We start from the raw sequence: 17,651 nt of genomic DNA on the forward strand, positions 1-17,651 counted from the left end.
TGTGCTGGATGGCGCCCAGAAAAGACGTCTTTCCTCTTCTAATAATTTGTTCTTTCCACCTTGTTCAGCCCTGATGGTCTCCCATTCAGGAATGATTCCTCGAAAAGATCAATTAGGTAAACCTATTCCCATTCTAAACCCTTGGCAGAATGCACCGGTAATATTTAATACGTTATAGCCATGCCGTATCAGGTTATCGCGGTGAATGGTGAATGGTGAATGGTGCGTCGACCGTCATGAGGGAGGATTTGGTTTCCGCGGTTTTGAGCTTTTTTCCAGTTCGGCAATTTTCCTGGCGGACGGGATCTCTTCTTTGGCCGCCTCCAGCTCCCTTTGCTTTAACGTGACTTTTTCCTGCTCGGCCGAGTATTTCGACTGTAGTCTTTTACCTGTTTCTCCAGGCTTTTGGCCTGAGTGGTTAATTGGGTGATTTCGCTGCTTTTCAAGTCCAGGTCTTTTAGGAGGTCTTTTCTCTCCTGAATGGCCTGTTCTCTGTCCTTGACAGCCTGCTGCAATTCCAATTTGGTCATGCTCTCGACATCATGCTCCGCGATAAACTCATCCCGCTCCTCTTCCGGGATCCCAAGAAGGATGAGCGCCTGGGTGTAGGTCAAATTCGTCACCAGTGTCGAATTTGGATTGCCGTCACTGTCGGGGGAAGCAGCAGTTTCGTCCCCTTTCGCTTTGAAAGCATTTAATTTTAAGGTCTATCCACTCCAAGGTACTCCTTAAGGGCTGCTTGGGTAATCTGTGAAAAGTTCACTCCTTGTTTTTCAGCAAGCTCCTTTAACCAAGCCGGTAGCGTTATATTTGTCTTTACGGACCCGCCTGCTTCCATATGCTTATGGGGTGGAGACCGTACATTTATAGACCCTTTTATTATCCGGTGGTATAATCATACTGTTTAAATTAACTTAGAAAATATATCAATTATCCGAAGTAATACTAAAAATAATCACAGAAGGAACGTAGCCTTATGGAAAAAGCAAAGCTGATTAAAATGATCAAGAATAATCCTAATGCCATAGCCTATATAACTAATCCCACCGATGAGATCAAGTTATTGGCTGTTCAAAAAAATGGACTTACGTTAAAATATATTGATAATCCAACCAGAGAGATGCAAGAATTAGCTCTAGACAATAATGTCCGAGCTATTCAATTTATAGATGACCCTACAGAAGATATGATGATCAAAGCGATCAATGATGGCTGGGTTAACTTAGAGTATCTTAAAAATCCCAACGATCAGTTAATCAAATTAGCGATCAATCAAGCAGGCTGGGCTATTAAATATGTTAAGAATCCAAGTGAGGAATTGCAATTATTAGCTGTAGGAAAAAATTACGATTCAGTGAACTCGTTCAACTAAAGTTGAACATCGAGTCTTCGGTGGGGGACTCTACCCCCACCGAAGCGGAGCCGGGGGTACCACTCCCACTTGTAGAAGTGGGAGTCTTACGATTGGATAAAATTTATCCAAGAACCTTGCGCAAGTGTCCAGGAAGAGGCTGTAAAAATCAATTATGATGCCTTAAGATATATCAATTCTCCTACCCATCAGGCAGAGCTTACAGCGATCAAGAATAATGAGAGGGCTATTACCTTTATCAATGATTTAGATCAACATAAAATCTTAGAATTTTTGCAAGTCAATAGTTTAGTGATTAACTATGTTATGAACGAAATCTCTAAAGATGAATTAGAACAAGTGTTAAAGGCATCCTTAGCCAATGAAGATGTTGAAGAAAAATATGTCAGAGACTTTTTAAATTGCAGTTATATCCATCAAAACAGCGACCTTATGCCCATGGACAAGATCATGTTTATTTATAAATATGGCAGTAAAAAGGCGAAAAAAATAGCTGTCGATGAAAAGCTGAAGATGCTATAGGAGTGAGACATCATGAATTTTACAGACACCTTAAAAAGTGTTGACTTAGTACTATCGACTGGGGAAGTCCCCTTAATCGTTGGGGAAAGCGGCATCGGCAAAACAGCGTTAGCCCAGGAAATTGCTCAAGAAAATAAGTGGAGTTTAATCGTGATTAATGGGAATCTCCTTAAAGAAGGTGAAATAGGCGGTCTGCCAACGGTAGAATCTTATGCAGGCGTCAATAATCAAGAAGATCAGGATGAAAAGAAAGCGACAGTATATGCTGTTCATCATAAGCTCAGGGAAATTGATGAAGAAATATCTCAAGGAAAAATCGTTCTGTTATTTATAGACGAGATCAATCGCTGTGAACATACAGTCCAACAGGAACTTATGAATTTAATTTTAAATCGGGAAATCAACGGCTATAAGTTACCTGAAGGTGTCAAAATCTTAGCCGCCATGAATCCTTCCAGTAAATATGGTTCGGATTTTGATTACCAGGTTGTCGATATGGATGCCGCCCAAGAAAATAGATTTGTCTGGCTATCTATGGAGCCTGATTATAATCAGTGGTTAGATTGGGCCATAGAGGCCGGAATTGAGCAAAAGGTTGTCGAGTTTATCTCCACCTTCCCCGATTATTTGCATAAGATCAACGAAGACGATCTAAGAGCAACTCCCAGAAGCTATGAGCGAATTTCCAGCAGCTATAGAATTTATAAGGAGAAAAAAGATTCCATACCCAGATCCGTGTTTTTAAATGTTGTCAAAGGAAATGTCGGGCGATTAATAGCCGAAGAGTTTGTGAGTTTTGTGGAATCCGATTATCCTTCACTCATATCTTATGAAGAGGTTTTTTCAAAAAATTCTCTTCCTGAATCGATCAGAGAAAGAGTAAAAAACGAAAGCCATACCAGACTTTATCTAGCCGCCAAGAATATTCTCAAAAGCTTAGAAGCAACCATCTTAAATGATCGTGATGATTCAAGTTTTTATATAGACAGGCTGATTGAGTTTTTGAAACTATATCCTGTCGATTTAAAGATAGGACTCATGAAGGATATTAAAAACAGTTATCCAGAAGTATACAAACACGCCATAGAAAATGAAGCTTTTTTCGAATCCTATTTTGAATCTTATCGTTTAATCAGGTGATAAGCTATGGAAACTTTTTTTGATAACCAGGTTCAAGGGCTTTATGAAAAAGCAGATATCATTCTCAATAATTATTTAAAAGCAAAACGCAACGATGAACATGCCAAGCTAAATATACCCAAAGCGTTTACAGAAGAGTTTTTCAGCCTTGTCGATCAAGTTAATCTAAGCCTTATGGAAGACAAAGATAATTTCTATGGCTATTTTCTGATGCAAATGTCCAGAGAAATACGCTTTGATATCAGCAGTCCTACTGCTGTGAATTTTAAAGGGGCAAAGTATGTTATATATTTTAACCCCATCATTTTTTTAAATCTTAATCTAAAACAAATGGAAAGTACCATTAAACACGAAATACTCCATGTATTATCCATGCATTTAATAAGAGCAAAGGAATTTAAGGCTGACTACAGCAGATTAGCTATCAATATGGCAATGAATATCGTCGTCAATACCTATTTGGATCATCTGCCCCCCTATTCTATTACTTTAGAATGGGTAAATCTAAATTATTCTTTAAAACTCCTGCCCTTTAAACCTTTTGAATATTATCTAGAAGAGATTCAAACTGCCCTGGACTTGCTGGAAGCGGATGAGGATGCGGCCGATGATAATGAAGATGAAGCAGACAATAATAAAGATGATGGTCGTAATCAAGACGAAAAAATAGAAACAGCTTTTAATCCTGAAAAAACCCATGACATTTGGGACGATTCCAGTGATATCGATGAAAAAACACTTCAAGAATTTACTGAGAAGTTTATTAATAATGCTCAAAAAGGCAGCATTCCAAATTATTTAGAAAGTATGATCTCATCCCTTAAAAACAGCAAGGGTGAATTGCCTTCTTTTTTTATATGATGCATAAGTGACAAAAACGAGCAGTGCAATAGCCAAGCCTAACCCTAGCCCGCCACGGCTCCGATCAATTGTACTGTCCAACTGCACACAATTCCGGAAATACCTCCGGTTTAATACCTATTATCAGGCGCGTTGACGCTTACATTTGAGTAGGATCTTTTTTCTTTAAATAATTTTCTATCCTTAAGCATTTCCCCAAGATAGGTTGAACCCAATATTAAAATCCCGCCAATAATCTGAGGGAGTGTTAATGTCTCTCCGACAAAGATCACACTGAATAAAATACCAAATAAAGGCTCTAAATAACTGTAGGACACTATTTCAACAGATTTCATATGTGTATAGAGGGAAAAGAACATGGTATAGGCCACACTTGTATGTAATATACCCAATAGAATGGTATAAGTAACTGCCCTAGAATCCAAGTCTACAACCGTTAAAATAGTTCCATCAATCAAGACAAAGGGCAGTAAAACAATCATCGCTGTAAATATTTGCACAAAGGTGGCCGTTTGATTATCCACCCTGACTTTAATACTGCGGTTAATAAGCACAATGGTTGCGTAAAGCATCCCTGAAATGGCACTAAGTGCCAGCCCCATGGATCCATAACCTTCTAATAAATCATGACCAACAATTAGTAAGAGACCTAGAAAAGAGACGAAAATCACTGCAATTTGAATCTTTGAGATAGTCTCTTTCAATAACAGCGGTGCAGCTATCATGACATATACCGGGCACATATTGTAGATCATAACGGCAGATGAAATACTGGTATGTTTAAACCCATAGAACAAAGTTAACCAGCCAAAACCTAGGAGTACACCTGAAATAAGATAGGGTTTTAAAAGCGTCCATTTCACCTTATCCGATTTTTTCATTTTCATTACTACAAAAAGGACCGGCAGTGCAATTAAGGCCCTCAGAAAAGCTAAGCTTAAAGCGGACAAGGGGATGGATCTTGTAAATACCCCCAGACTTCCCCATATAATCATAACTTCCATCCACAATGGCATATATAATAACTGTCTTCTCATCTTTATTGAATTTATAAAATATCAGATGCCTTTCAACAATAATTACTCTATAACCCTGCTTTTTCAAAATTGAATATCTTGGTATATTTCCTGACTCCGGAAAATCTTGCAGACGATTGACTGCTGTTTTAATTTTGTCCAGATATCCCAGTGCAATATCGACGTCTCCTGAATCATCTGCTATATAAAATATGATTTCACGGAGTTGCTCCTCTGCCTTATCCGTTCTCAGTAGTTTATACTTCATACATTCTTCCTTTCCAATAAAGATGCCCGAAGTTCGTCAAACGAATCCTTCATCGGTGCCACTCGTCCAGATTTCACATCATCATCTGCTTCAGCTAACGTTTTCAACAGCTCTAACTCTGATTTCAGCTGATAGTAATCCTGTAATCCAAGAACTACCGTATCTCCTCTTCCATTTACCGTAATAATAACAGCTTCTCTCGTTTCTTTGCACTGTTTTGATATTTCACTGTAATGATTTCTTAAATCTGCTGACGGCCGGATTATTTTCTCCATGGTATCACCTCTTTCCAATATACTTTCTAATAGTCATATTATATCATAATACGACTACGTCATCAACCAGATAATTCCAGACAGATTCACTATGGACGGTTTATTACACTATAGATTAAGGGAATGAGTTCCCAGCGAAAAAAATTAAAAAATTGCCGGTTTTGCGATGGACTAATCTAGATTAGTCCATCGCAAAACCAATTTGAGACTGATGAAATAATCATATGTACCCATCGGGTATATAGAAAAAGCGTGCTGTCGCACGCGCTTCAAATCAGTTATCCACAAATCAAAAATTTTATACTTTCCTGAACAACAAAAAAGCCAGACCAAACGGCCTGGAACGAAAAGATATTTGCGAATACATATTAGCTAAGCCTCTATTGAATAATTCGGACCAGGTTGAGCCACTGTTTGAATTGACCTCCAAATTTTAGACAAAAGTCATATGGAAATCTGGAGCATCATTAAGCGAATCATACTACGTGAATGGCCTATGGGTAGAGAGATACTCTTGTGTCGAGACTTGACATAGGACCCCGCGTCGGATGCTTCAATGGGTCGAGGGCTGTGGCTGTCACCCACTGCTTCTTTCCTAACCAAGGTCTGCTCATATTTCAGGTGTTGCAGCTGGCAGCCGCCGCAAACAGGAAATATACTGCAAGGCGAGTTGACCCGGTCTGCAGATGCTTTCAGAATTCCCAGCAGTTTTCCTCTTTGCCAGTTCTTTTTCACTTCCACAGTCTTAACCTGACCAATTTCCCCATGCAGCAAGCCGGGTACAAAGGTGGCTTTGCCCTCATGATATCCCATAGCCATTCCCTCCGAGGTAAGACGGAGTCCTTCCAAATTACTAACCCTATTAATAACGCCGGCAGTGTTTTTTTTCCCATTGGCCGGATACTTTAATTGTACCGCTTTTTCCTCCCAAAAATATTTCAGTTCATTGTAACCAAGGCCTCCCTCCTGTCCAACAGCTTCCCATTGCATAAGCATAGGGCATGAATCCCCTTCTCTAGCTTGGATTAGCCTATGAGTAACCCTCCTGTTCTGCCTTTTTTATATATTGTTAAATCCATACCCAATATTTATAATATGCGCTTAGCGTTAAAACATTTGATTTTGCCGTGGATGACGAACCAGGAATATCTCAATGTCATCTTTTGTAATACGATAAAAAACCTTATATGGATCAGATTTTCCAACAGATATGAGCAGCATCCTTAAATTAACGGGGTAACCTTTAAGAACAACGGCTTTTCCAGGGACATATACGGAAAAGTCCTGTCCTTGGAAATAATTATTGATGTGCTCCCTCAAGAATGATGCTATAGGTTTAAGTTCTATTTCTCTTCTCCATTTATCAAGGGATATAAGTGAATCAACTGCCGATCTTCTCCAATGTATTCTCATGCTTCTCTAGTATAACCCAAAATTTTGTCTATTTCTAAATCAGAAAGGATTGGGTTATCTCCTTCTAAAGCCTCTAATAACAATTGTTCTTCTTCGGTATCAGTCACCTCATAAACATTAGTATCAGGATATTGTTCAACTTCGAATAATAAAAACTTCCGGTTACCAATTTCGATATATGGTAAACCTGAATTAACTGCTTCTAGGACATCTTTATTTTGAATTTTAATTGCCTTCATAATAATCACTCCTAAACAAAGGATTAATCAAATCATACCATGATTTGTTAGAACGAACCTAATTATTTATCTGGTTAATATAGTACAAAATTTTCCACTATATTCTCTGTTGCGACTATTTTCAACCTTATATTTCTAAGCTGTTTTGATTATAACAAAAAAACTACCCCATGGGGATAGCTACAGCGCTAATTTCTCATCCATTCCATATCCACACTGACAGTTCATTCTAATCTGATTAACAGCCGACTTATCAAAATGGTTTTCTAATCTCTTCATTGTAGAGTTCACCCAAGTCGGATTATTCTCTGTTCTAGCCAACTCATCTTTTCCATAGACTATTTCTCTTGCTGTTTCAGCATTGCTCGCCCTTTTGACAGCTCCATAGATTACCTGCTCCTGAATTTTTCTTATATCAAACATTTTAACACCCTCCATTTTTTCTATTACTTCTAAAAACACAAAACAGACTCCTTTCAAATCGAACTATATCCCTGGAACAGTTCTCATTATAGTAAGAAGTCTGTTTATTTACTTCTGAATTCTTGCTCTATTTAATCGGTATGCATAGATCCATTACGACCTGCATTTTTTCTCTGTCAACTGTCCGATAAATATCTAATCCATATCTTTCATCCATTTAAAAGGTTTGTCCCATGCTCTGCGCAAATAGACTTTTATCGCTTCCAAAGCTATACATTTTAATCTGTTTGGCCTTCGTCAATGTTGACCCCCTATAATAAAAGAACTGAAAGGTTGACTTTCAGTTCTAGAACTTTCTATTTCATTATACAGAAATATTTGCCAAATCACTATGAAAACTTCTAGCATCATTTTAACGTTAGGTTTCAGTTTAATTACGGCTAAATAAAACACTATAAAATAAAAGGCCTCCAAAAAGGGAAGCCTCAGTAAGACCTATGATAACCATTTGTGTAATAAACATTTCGTATGTTTGGAAACTCATTTTGTTTACTCGTAAGATTATTGAGCAACCTAGTGTCAGTTGTTAGCAAACTTATTCCATATTCATTTACCAAAGATATAATAAGAGAATCCATCGCGCCAAAATACATAGCATAATCTACTTGTTGATATATACTTTCCTTATTGCTCTCTAAAAGTAAAACTACATCCTGTTCAATCAATTGTTTCGTTTTATCTAAAATATCATTCACAGATTGAGTAATATCTTGTTCAGAAAAAATCGTCCCGTAATGTTTAGAATAATTATTAAGAGGATCTCTAGATAAATAAGTCACTTCATTTACAATACTCGAATGAGTATAAAGATATAATTTAACATTACTTGTAAGGATATGGGTATTAAACAAGTTTTTGATTGTAGTGTGCCAAGCATCAAATGGGTTTAGAAACGCATAAATAATATTGGTATCTAATAAGATATCCTCATCTTCTTCGAAACCTAAAAAGTGATCATTAAAATTAACGCTTTTCATCCTTTTTCCACTCGTCACGCACCTTATTAAAATCAACTTTTCCCGAATAGGAACCCATAAGTTGTTTTAATATGGCTTTTTTAGATTCATTTAAACCTTTATTTTCAAGTTTATTTAATACAATAGGAGACATATCTTTCTCCCCCTTCGTACATTCTTTATCACGACTGATCTTCTTGTCCATATTATACCACCCTCCATTTGGTTGTTCAATATAGTATGCCCAAATGAGGCTAATATGTTTGGATTCAACACGTCGGGAGCCACCGTGTCCAGTTCAGCCGAGGCGATGGGCATGGACACCCCGGCCCCGTTCCTTGCTCTCAGGGAATAGGGGGCAATGCTGGTAGCGAAGATCTGCGCGCTTGGATTACTCCCATCTGAAAAAGTGAATGGAAACACCAATACATGTCACTACAAGTGCAATCATCACAATGACGGGCAGTAAAACACTATCGATCGGCAAGCCAAGTGAAGCGGCTTTCAGCAGTTTAATGCCCTGGGTCAGCGGTAATATATCGGCTGCTTTTTGAAGAGCCCCAGGCATAACCTCGTAAGGCAAAGTAGCACCTGAGAAGATGAGCATTGGAAAGTACAATACACTGGCTAAGACACTTGCTATCTAAAAATACGACTTCGGGGTCTGGAATTACCAAATGCCGGATCATATTAGTGCAGAACCGGAAGGCATGGCTCTTTTTACCAGTATGGAAGTTGAGGCCTGGGGGAAGGAAAACAAATCTTCTGTATTAGCCGCTCAGCAATTCGAACAGCGCTTGCTTGAGGAACATTTGGCGCATTGGGTTCCGGCCTTTTGTCAAGATGTCAGAACCCACGCTCAGAGCATGTATTATCAAGCCCTCGCGCTACTGACTGAGAGTTATGTAAAATTGGATCAAGCCAGGAGCCCCGAATTGTTTAGACAAGCTGAACTCTCGTAGAAGGGATAAACTATGCAGATAGTATTTGGCTTTATGACACCGACGGCTTTAATCATCATCCACCATGATCTCCTCTTTCTTAGCGTCTATGACCTTGAATCAGTGAAAAAGCTTCTGATCTTGTAATGGGATTAGTATTAAATACCCCCCGTACTGCTGAGGTTAATGTTTGTGATCCCGCTTTCTTGACCCCACGCATGGTCATACACATATGCTCTGCTTCAATAACCACCAAAACCCCTAGTGGAACAAGTTCGCCCATAATTGCATCCGCGATTTGTGACGTCAAGCGTTCCTGCAGCTGTGGTCTACGCGCAAACCCTTCAACGACACGAGCGAATTTTGACAAGCCGGTTATTTTTCCTTTGCGCGGGATATAGGCGACATGTGCCTTGCCATAAAATGGTACCAGATGATGTTCACACATGGAATAAACCGGTATATCCTTAACAATGACCATCTCTTCATGTACTTCTGAAAATTGCACTTTCAAATGCCGACTAGGGTCTTCTTGTAACCCACTAAAAACTTCGGCATACATTCTGGCTACTCTTTTCGGTGTATCCCTTAACCCTTCGCGGTCAGGGTCTTCTCCTATAGCCTCCAAAATCATGTAAACTGCTTGCTCAATCTTTTCTAAATCCATCCCCATAATCTCTTTCTCCTTTACTATGGTCCTCCAGTAACGAATTTCTGTTTTTTAGTATGAGATAAAATAGGCTAAGCGAGAACCAAAGACTTGTTTATCGCCGAACATGTGATACTCGCTAACATATCGTCTCCAGTGCTTTAGGTCTATACCCGCTCTCGCAATTTCTAAATGGATCGGTCCTAAAACCTTTAATTCACAGATGATCGGAGTTGAGTAAAAGTTTTTTAAAGAAACTTTACACCCTGATGTTAAGCGGATGAAAAGTTATGCTTCAGATCTGACCAAAGGCACAGGCCAATGCATTAAGAATACCCATCTCTGTGTTCTTGGCAGTAACCCAATCAGCCTTCTGCTGAACAACCACTGGCGCATTGCCCATAGCAACCCCAAAGCCGGCATACTCCAGCATGGACACATCATTATAATGGTCACCGACGGCCATAATGTCACTCCTTGAAATTCCGAGATGCTGGGCAACGGTTTGCAATGCCAGTCCTTTGGTGGCATGCTTGTCGACGACTTCAAGATATCGATCCCCGCTTAGAACAAATTGATAATCTGCCGGATAATGCTCTTTATAGTATCCCAATAACTCAATAACACTTTCTGGCTGACCCGCAATTAGTATTTTCATGAGGGATCCCAACCCGTCTGTTTCGTTGCTAGAGATTGAAGAAATCAATGGCCACGATTGTACTACCTGAACAGGAACTTTTTCCATCCGTCGGAGGAACTCTGCCCATAGGTTTTGTTCTTTGCTTTTACGATTCCTTTTTAAGACTATGCCATTGGCATAGTAGAGAGTTACCTCCATTCCCATTTGTTCTGCGCATTCAATAATGGATAGAATACGATACCTGTTGAGTGGCCAGTATCGCCTATTCTTTTGTCCATCTTGCTTATAACATTGGATCCAGGCTCCATTGAACGCGATGAGCGGCGCTTTTGTCCCAATGAGACGGGCATATTCTTGTAGAGAAGGAATATGTCTTCCTGAAGCAAGGGTTATTATAGTTCCACGCGTTTGAAGACGTATTAATGTTTTAACAACCTGAGGAGGAATCCTCATATTTGTATCAACTAATGTACCGTCGACATCGAGACAGACCAATCGAAACAAGATGTAACACCTCCGAGGTTATTAAATCTTAAATTTGTTTAGAATTCCCTTTAGGATCATAGCATTTTCAAGATTTTTATTCGCGGCTGTTTTTACATCATTAATTTGGTAAACAATTTCGCCCGTTTTTCCGGCAATTTCCTGCACACCGCTCGCTCCCTCATTGATGGTCCGGGCGACTTCGGCGATTGTCATCGTAATTCCGGTAACAATAAGATCCAATTGTTCAGCAGTTACATTGATATCTGCCATGAGGTCGTTAATAACTACCGCATCGTGATTATATTGTTCACTAACATCAATGAACTTTTGGTAATCGCTTTTTACATTCTTGTCAACAAATTCGAGTAGTTTTTGGGAACCAAGCGTCATACTATCTATAGAAGTCGTAACCAATTCAATCATTTTCTGAATATCCACAACCGTTTGCGATGATTGTCCGGCTAATTTCCTGATTTCATCAGCGACTACCGAAAAACCTCGTCCGGCCTCCCCTGCCCGTGCAGCTTCAATAGCCGCATTAAGCGAAAGCAAATTCGTCTGCTCCGCAATTCTCAGAATTGTCTCAGTAAGAAGATTGATTTTAGAAACTGTCTGAGCTTGTTGGAGAGCAGCCTCCATTTTTGTTTTAACATCTTGGTACAAGGTTTGAGCTGTTTCGTTGGAATTTAAAGCATCTTGTTTCAGTATAGATGCTTTAATGGTTATTTCTTTCGAAATGTCGGCTCCATTTTTAGCCTTATCCGTGATGGAATCCATTTTTTGTTTAACGTCCTCTGAAGCGGCCGAAATCTCTTCTGCAGATGCAGCCGACTGCTCCAATCCGGCTGAGAGTTCCTGCGTCGTCGCAGAATTTTCATTGGCATGCTCTACTACTTGTTCTGCCGAAACATGCAATAACCGGGCATTTTCATTAATGCTATTGGATGATGTTAACAATTGATCAATCATGTCCAGTAATACACCGCCCATTTCATATAAGGCGCTGGACATTGAGCCTATTTCGTCTTTTCTTTTATTTAATTTTTTAAACAAACTTTCTTCTGTCGTAAAATCCAAACTGGCCGTTTGAATAACAAGATTTGTTAAAGAGTTTAAAGGCCTAGAAATCATTTTGGCAAAGACAAACCCCAAGAGACAGGAAAACACGATCAGTATTAACAGAAAAAGTTCATTGGATTTATAGTAAAAAATTACACTCGTGATTCCGACGTTTAATACTGCAATTAAAGCCACAAACAGCATTAACCGCCTTTCTACTGTTATTTTCACAACTTATATTTCCCCCTTTTAACTTTAACTATCTAATCGTCCTTTCAGAACCCTGAACAGGGCTTTAGCTTTATCAAGCGTTTCGTTATACTCACTTTCGGGGATCGAGTCTGCCACAATCCCTCCCCCAACCTGAATATAAGCCTTGCCGTTTTTTAACAAAATCGTTCGGATGACAATATTAAAGTCCCACGCGCCATCAAAGCCCATATAACCGATGCTTCCTGTATACAGCCCCCGTTTGTATAACTCTAATTCTTCAATAATCTCCATCGCCCTAATTTTGGGAGCTCCGGTGATCGACCCACCGGGGAAAACAGCCTGGATAATATCACTGGGCTCGAGACCACGCCTTAGTTGCCCGGTAATGGTCGAGGCTAGATGCCAGACGGTCGGATATTTTTCAAGTTTTATTAAATCGGGAACTTTAACGGTTCCGAATTCGCAAATTCGCCCGAGGTCGTTTCGTTCCAGATCAATAATCATGGTCAGCTCCGCACGATCCTTTGGACTATTTTGAAGCTCAAAGGCTTGAGCCTGATCGTCTGCCTCTGATTTTCCGCGGGGGCGAGTCCCTTTAATCGGGCGCGTTTCGATTTGTCCGTCCGGTTGAATTCGGATAAAGCGCTCGGGAGAACTGCAAAGTATTTGAAAATCCGAGTAAGGCAGAAATGCAGCAAAGGGAGCGGGGTTTTGTCTATGAAGTTGGGAATAAAGATCCCAAGGATCCCCTGTCCAAGTCATGGAAAAACGTTGGGTTAGATTGGCTTGATAAATATCCCCAGCATAGATGTAGTCAATGAGGCGTTTCAAATCATTTAGATACTGGGCATGGGAGACGCTGGGGGTAATGGGGGAAAAGGGTGAGAGGGAAGAGTTTGTCATCTTCATGAGGTCCTCTGGTTCGCCAAGTTGCTCTGGAACAAATGGGTAGAGGAGCTGTTCTAAGCTTTCGACACGTTCCTGCGCTAAATCGGCATGACATGTCCCGTCTTCGTCAATACCGCAGGCTGTGATCCAATATTTATCCTGAAAGTGATCATAAATCACAATTCCATCATACCAGGCAAAACGCCAAAGGGGTAGGGTTAGGTCATCGGCGGTATCATTGGGAAGCGATTCAAGCTCGTCTTTAAGATCGTAGCTTAAAAAACCTACGGCGCCACCGGAGAAGGGAAAAGGGGAACGACGCACGTGGTATTTACTCTGTGCATCGTTAAGAAAGTTCAAACTTTCGAATTTATGAAGTGGAATTATTTCCCGGTGTGAGCGGTTCGTCCAAAATAGCTCAAGCTGATCGGGATAGGCTGTCGCTTCTAAAAAAGGGGATGATCCCAGATAGGAATAACGGCCAAGCTCTTTGTAATCGTTTCCACTATCCAAAAAAAATGGAGATGATTTTTCTTTAAAGACTGAAAATAAGAGATAAGGGGGAATTGAAACGAAGAGTGGCTTGACAATCCATGGAGCTGCAGCATGCTGCAGTCGCCACATTTTGGCATTTTGGAGGGCGTTTTTTAACAGATGATGTCCGGATTGGGTTAAGATCGCTTCCGGATGAAATTGAATTCCTTCAATGGGGAGGGTTTTATGACGTATGCCCATGATCTCTCCATCAGCTGACTCGGCAGTAATTAGTAATTCCTCCGGAAGGGTAGATCGCTCTATGACCAGTGAGTGATAGCGGGTCACTTCCAATGGATTAACAAGGTCAGTGAAGACCCCCTGCTGATCATGAAGGATGGGTGCAGTTTTTCCGTGGATAGGCCTTTTGGCCTGAACCACTTTTCCTCCGAAAAATTGTCCGATAGCTTGATGACCGAGACATACTCCCAAAATAGGAATTTGCCCCCTGAAGTGTTCGATGATGGCTAAGGAAAGTGGGGATTCACTCGGAGTACAGGGCCCAGGCGAGATCACAATCAAATCAGGATGCATAGCTTCGATATTTGTTATCGTAATTGCGTCTTGGCGTTTGACAATGATATCCTCTCCAAGTTCCCCGAAGTATTGGTAGAGGTTATAGGTAAAAGAATCATGATTGTCCAGCAAAAATATCATCGTTGTTTCCCCTTTAAACCCGGACAGTTTCATTAATACTTTTGGGTTATGTTTACAATTAATTAATTAGTTGGTTTAGTTTTTCTCTTGTAAGTCGGCCATCATGCAGAGCGGTCGCCACAATCGCTCCCGCAACGCCCACCTGTGCTAACCAGCGCAAATCCTCAGATCCGGAAACTCCTCCGCCCAGGATTAAAGAACCTATCGTTTTATGGGGCTGTGCACCCAAGACGGTTAAGCATTCTTTAATTAGCCTTTTGTTTAGCCCCGTACCCGTGCCCACCTTACTTAGTTCTAATAATATAAAATTTTGAATGCCTAACTCCCTAAGTTCCCTTAAAGCTTGTGGAGGGGTAAGACGGGTAATTTCCAAGGCAGCACTCATAATTTTGGTATCCTTAATATCCAGGCTAACCACAAGTCGCTCTGCTCCATAGCGGTTAATGATCTCATGTAATATCTCAAGCGAAGGCAAAGTCTCCGTGCCAATAATGACATAGTCAACTCCGGCTTCTAATACTTTTCCAACCCCGTCAACGTCATAAACTCCCGCATCCACCATAAACGAAAGCTGTTCGAGAGGATTTACCCTTTCAGCATTTTTCCGCGCCACAAAATGCAAATGATCCTTCTTCAGGGAAGACATGATTGCGTCAAGATCTGCAACGTAAAACTCTCGAAGCCCCAACTGCTGAACAAATGCGTCCACAAGGGGAGAGAACTCCGACGATCTGCTCAAAACACTCTCTATTGGTTGATATTTTTCCCGCTCGCCCCGAACCCCGTGCACAACCACTCCAGCCTTGAGGTCCAAAGCGGGAATGATTCGGAATGGCTTTTTATTCATATTCAACATCCTTTTTTTGAATTAAGCTGCCAGTTGGGTAGCCAATAGCCGAGCCACCGCAAAGGCTGTCAACGCATAGCTTTCCTGTGCACCCGGGATACACTCCCACCAGGGAATCGCTTCCCACTCTAAACGTCTGGCTACTTCTTTCAGAAGAAATGCGCCCTGACTGGCCATGATTAACCGTTTTGGCCATGGTTGCTCCATTCGTGAAAGGAGTTGCCAGATCCCATCCAGCACTTGCTGGATCTGTTTTTCTTGAATAAATCGAGCCAGCGCATAAACGCCATTTCGACCGAATTCCTCGGGGTCGGCAGCAACCACACGCGCAAGACGTTGGGCACAGGCTGTAAGATCCCGTCCCCCGCCATCTGGGGTAGCGACATCATAATCCTCCTCCCTAATCAAGCCCAACAATCGATACACATCCGCGGTAATCGAAAAATATTCACTAGTCACTTTGCATGGCATGCCATTTACATGTACATAATCAACGATCGCTTGGACTTGGGTTCGCAGCACCCCTGTGTAGACCAGTTCCCCATATAATAAACGTTCGAGATCTGTACGCCCTTTGGCCACAACCTCCCCTCGAACCAGCGGCAGAATATCTGTCGTCGTGCTGCCCATATCGACAAGTAACGTAGCTTCATCGTTGACCAGTGGGCTTCGGGCCAAGGCGGTTGCACTGGCCAGCCAATTCGCTGCCGCCACCTCCAGTGGTTTCTCTCTCGTTTGAGACGGGCTAACAAAAACCCCGCGTGTTGTCCAAACGTAGATGGGTACATCGGTAAAAACTTGCTCAACCAAACGAAGAATTGTGATAACGCCTTCCGCTTTGGACTTGAAAATATCACACAGTTCTGCCGTCATAGTTAGAGCAACGCCCTGAAGCGTCTGGCCATCTCCCATTTTCCAGTTGTACTTGAAGTCCTCTAATACGCCTCGCAATCCTTCTGGGTCTCTCCACACCTCATGGTAAACAGAATCGCCTTTGGCTCGCACAACCCGACCACTCTCCATCTCCAACCAACACACCTTGGTATTGGCTCCGCCAATGTCCAAACCCATAAAAATAGACACTCTTTACCCCTCACCTTCACAATGGGTTTTCAGATTTGCGTACGTTTCGCCTTATGAACCCACTCGATATGTAAATGTTCCGCTTAGCTCAGGTGGAGCCGGTAAGCGCTGCTCCAGACAGGTAAGCCAAAGATCCTGGGCTAAATTCCGTTTAACAACTTCTCTCAACGCGACATAGGCCACAGAAATTCGGGAATTGATCTCCATGATCACAGGCCCCGTTACGCCGAGGACAAGGTCAACCCCAACAAATCCCGCAAGTCCATCTACCGCCTCGCAGGCACGCTTGGCAATGTCAAGGGCATCCTGGGCCTGTGGATGCTGATAGGGAATCGTAATCCCTTGGAAATAAAGCTCTTCATCCTGAGCTATGTGTTGACGATTCAAGCTTAATGGCAGCACCTGGCCGGCCGTGACGAAGCAACTGACGCTCACCGCCTCTCCTGAGATATACTCTTGTACCAGAAAAGGTGTGGGGCCTGATACCCCTTCAAATTGTTTCACGGCTCGGTCTAGGCGAACAGGATCTTTGATAACCATAACCCCCTGCCCTCCGGCCCCGGTCACTGGTTTAAGCACGATCGGCATGGGAAAACGTTCGACAATCCTGGCCTGCCAGTGAGAAGGCAAAGGCCATGTCAACCTCTCAGTGTACGGAACGGGTAAGCCCTGGCTTGCCAATAATTTTATGGTTTCCGCTTTATCACTGACCAGGGCCACCGCTTTGGCGGTTGAACCCAGCACCTTCTTTCCTTTCCTTTCGGCTGCACCGATGAGCCTGGCCAAAAGCCCGTCGGTCTCAGGAGCAATCACTAAAACAATATCACACCATTCCAACATTTCCTCATATTGATCAAGCCATGTTCCAGTCCCCTCCCCAGTCCAAGAAATGTGTATCCGACTGGCATAAGGGACTTGGACCATGAGATCCTTGACGCGAGACTGAAGGACCGTGGAAATTTCCAAGCCAGGGAGCTCAATAAAATCGCTCAGAACCGCATTGAGCATAGAAAATCCCAATAAAAACAAATCTTCGTTATCGTCCATTGCACCAGCAGAAAAAAACTCATAGATTAAGACTCGCAAAAATCCCTACCTCCTCAAAAACT

At 41.6% G+C, this 17,651-nt stretch carries 17 protein-coding genes and 5 pseudogenes; 4 read left to right on the top strand and 18 right to left on the bottom strand.

Features of this window, described 5'->3' with window-relative positions; translation table 11 throughout:
- Positions 1 to 338 precede the first annotated feature (338 nt).
- Positions 339 to 629: pseudogene (locus JL57_RS17875) on the bottom strand (DUF3102 domain-containing protein); the annotation flags it as partial.
- A 347-nt stretch (positions 630 to 976) separates the two neighbouring features.
- On the opposite strand from JL57_RS17875, the pseudogene JL57_RS17880 reads away from it, so the two are divergent.
- The 3 genes and pseudogenes from JL57_RS17880 to JL57_RS17890 form a co-directional block, all read left to right on the top strand.
- Positions 977 to 1,894 (top strand): annotated as a pseudogene (locus JL57_RS17880) (hypothetical protein).
- Positions 1,895 to 1,906: 12 nt separating this feature from the next.
- Positions 1,907 to 3,034, top strand: coding sequence for an ATP-binding protein (locus tag JL57_RS17885; protein ID WP_034143372.1), 1,128 nt, complete (start codon positions 1,907 to 1,909; stop codon positions 3,032 to 3,034).
- A 6-nt stretch (positions 3,035 to 3,040) separates the two neighbouring features.
- Positions 3,041 to 3,880: pseudogene (locus tag JL57_RS17890) on the top strand (hypothetical protein); the annotation flags it as partial.
- Between the two features lie 125 nt (positions 3,881 to 4,005).
- Here JL57_RS17890 and JL57_RS17895 read toward each other — a convergent pair.
- The 10 genes and pseudogenes from JL57_RS17895 to JL57_RS17940 form a co-directional block, all read right to left on the bottom strand.
- A complete protein-coding gene (locus JL57_RS17895) occupies positions 4,006 to 4,872 on the bottom strand; it encodes a DMT family transporter (RefSeq protein ID WP_291300237.1) in 867 nt (288 codons plus the stop codon).
- Entirely contained in the window at positions 4,760 to 5,179 is a 420-nt protein-coding gene (locus tag JL57_RS17900; RefSeq protein ID WP_291300236.1) for a type II toxin-antitoxin system RelE/ParE family toxin, read from the bottom strand. The genes JL57_RS17895 and JL57_RS17900 overlap by 113 nt, the downstream gene beginning before the upstream one ends.
- A complete protein-coding gene (locus tag JL57_RS17905) occupies positions 5,176 to 5,454 on the bottom strand; it encodes a type II toxin-antitoxin system Phd/YefM family antitoxin (RefSeq protein ID WP_034140668.1) in 279 nt (92 codons plus the stop codon). The genes JL57_RS17900 and JL57_RS17905 overlap by 4 nt, the downstream gene beginning before the upstream one ends.
- A gap of 444 nt (positions 5,455 to 5,898) precedes the next feature.
- A complete protein-coding gene (locus JL57_RS17910; protein ID WP_034140669.1) occupies positions 5,899 to 6,450 on the bottom strand; it encodes a TRAM domain-containing protein in 552 nt (183 codons plus the stop codon).
- A gap of 413 nt (positions 6,451 to 6,863) precedes the next feature.
- A complete protein-coding gene (locus tag JL57_RS17920) occupies positions 6,864 to 7,106 on the bottom strand; it encodes a hypothetical protein (RefSeq protein WP_034140671.1) in 243 nt (80 codons plus the stop codon).
- 183 nt (positions 7,107 to 7,289) lie between these two features.
- A pseudogene (locus JL57_RS17925) lies at positions 7,290 to 7,529 on the bottom strand (DUF6144 family protein); the annotation flags it as partial.
- A gap of 485 nt (positions 7,530 to 8,014) precedes the next feature.
- Positions 8,015 to 8,566, bottom strand: a complete 552-nt coding sequence (locus JL57_RS17930; RefSeq protein WP_034140672.1) for a type II toxin-antitoxin system VapC family toxin — start codon at positions 8,564 to 8,566, stop codon at positions 8,015 to 8,017.
- Positions 8,553 to 8,750: a hypothetical protein gene (locus JL57_RS17935; RefSeq protein ID WP_034140673.1), complete on the bottom strand. Its 198-nt coding sequence runs from the start codon at positions 8,748 to 8,750 to the stop codon at positions 8,553 to 8,555. Before JL57_RS17935 ends, JL57_RS17930 begins: the two co-directional genes overlap by 14 nt.
- On the bottom strand, positions 8,681 to 8,968 hold the full coding sequence (locus JL57_RS36485; protein ID WP_366556974.1) for a hypothetical protein: 288 nt from the start codon (positions 8,966 to 8,968) through the stop codon (positions 8,681 to 8,683). Before JL57_RS36485 ends, JL57_RS17935 begins: the two co-directional genes overlap by 70 nt.
- A pseudogene (locus JL57_RS17940) lies at positions 8,937 to 9,188 on the bottom strand (ABC transporter permease); the annotation flags it as partial. The pseudogene JL57_RS17940 and the gene JL57_RS36485, both read right to left, overlap by 32 nt.
- Positions 9,189 to 9,222: 34 nt before the next feature.
- Between JL57_RS17940 and JL57_RS17945 the strand changes: the two are divergent.
- The gene (locus JL57_RS17945) at positions 9,223 to 9,507 is read left to right on the top strand and encodes a molecular chaperone TorD family protein (RefSeq protein ID WP_034140675.1); all 285 of its coding nucleotides are present in this window, start codon (positions 9,223 to 9,225) and stop codon (positions 9,505 to 9,507) included.
- A gap of 79 nt (positions 9,508 to 9,586) precedes the next feature.
- Here JL57_RS17945 and folE read toward each other — a convergent pair whose 3' ends face one another.
- The 7 genes from folE to JL57_RS17980 all read right to left on the bottom strand — a co-directional run bounded on the left by folE (position 9,587) and on the right by JL57_RS17980 (position 17,628).
- Complete coding sequence (gene folE / locus JL57_RS17950) at positions 9,587 to 10,159, bottom strand: GTP cyclohydrolase I FolE (RefSeq protein WP_291299646.1); 573 nt, start codon at positions 10,157 to 10,159, stop codon at positions 9,587 to 9,589.
- Between the two features lie 271 nt (positions 10,160 to 10,430).
- Positions 10,431 to 11,279, bottom strand: a complete 849-nt coding sequence (locus JL57_RS17955; protein WP_034140676.1) for a Cof-type HAD-IIB family hydrolase — start codon at positions 11,277 to 11,279, stop codon at positions 10,431 to 10,433.
- 21 nt (positions 11,280 to 11,300) lie between these two features.
- Positions 11,301 to 12,551, bottom strand: a complete 1,251-nt coding sequence (locus JL57_RS17960; protein WP_291299647.1) for a methyl-accepting chemotaxis protein — start codon at positions 12,549 to 12,551, stop codon at positions 11,301 to 11,303.
- A gap of 24 nt (positions 12,552 to 12,575) precedes the next feature.
- On the bottom strand, positions 12,576 to 14,612 hold the full coding sequence (gene pabB / locus JL57_RS17965) for an aminodeoxychorismate synthase component I (RefSeq protein WP_034140677.1): 2,037 nt from the start codon (positions 14,610 to 14,612) through the stop codon (positions 12,576 to 12,578).
- Between the two features lie 58 nt (positions 14,613 to 14,670).
- Positions 14,671 to 15,459 (bottom strand): HisA/HisF-related TIM barrel protein, encoded by a 789-nt coding sequence (locus JL57_RS17970; protein WP_034140678.1) that lies wholly within the window; start codon positions 15,457 to 15,459, stop codon positions 14,671 to 14,673.
- 21 nt (positions 15,460 to 15,480) lie between these two features.
- A complete protein-coding gene (locus JL57_RS17975) occupies positions 15,481 to 16,542 on the bottom strand; it encodes a hydantoinase/oxoprolinase family protein (RefSeq protein WP_291299648.1) in 1,062 nt (353 codons plus the stop codon).
- A 51-nt stretch (positions 16,543 to 16,593) separates the two neighbouring features.
- Positions 16,594 to 17,628 (bottom strand): ATP-grasp domain-containing protein, encoded by a 1,035-nt coding sequence (locus JL57_RS17980; protein ID WP_034140679.1) that lies wholly within the window; start codon positions 17,626 to 17,628, stop codon positions 16,594 to 16,596.
- Between the last annotated feature and the right edge of the window lie 23 nt (positions 17,629 to 17,651).

The organism is Desulfosporosinus sp. BICA1-9, from assembly GCF_000802135.1.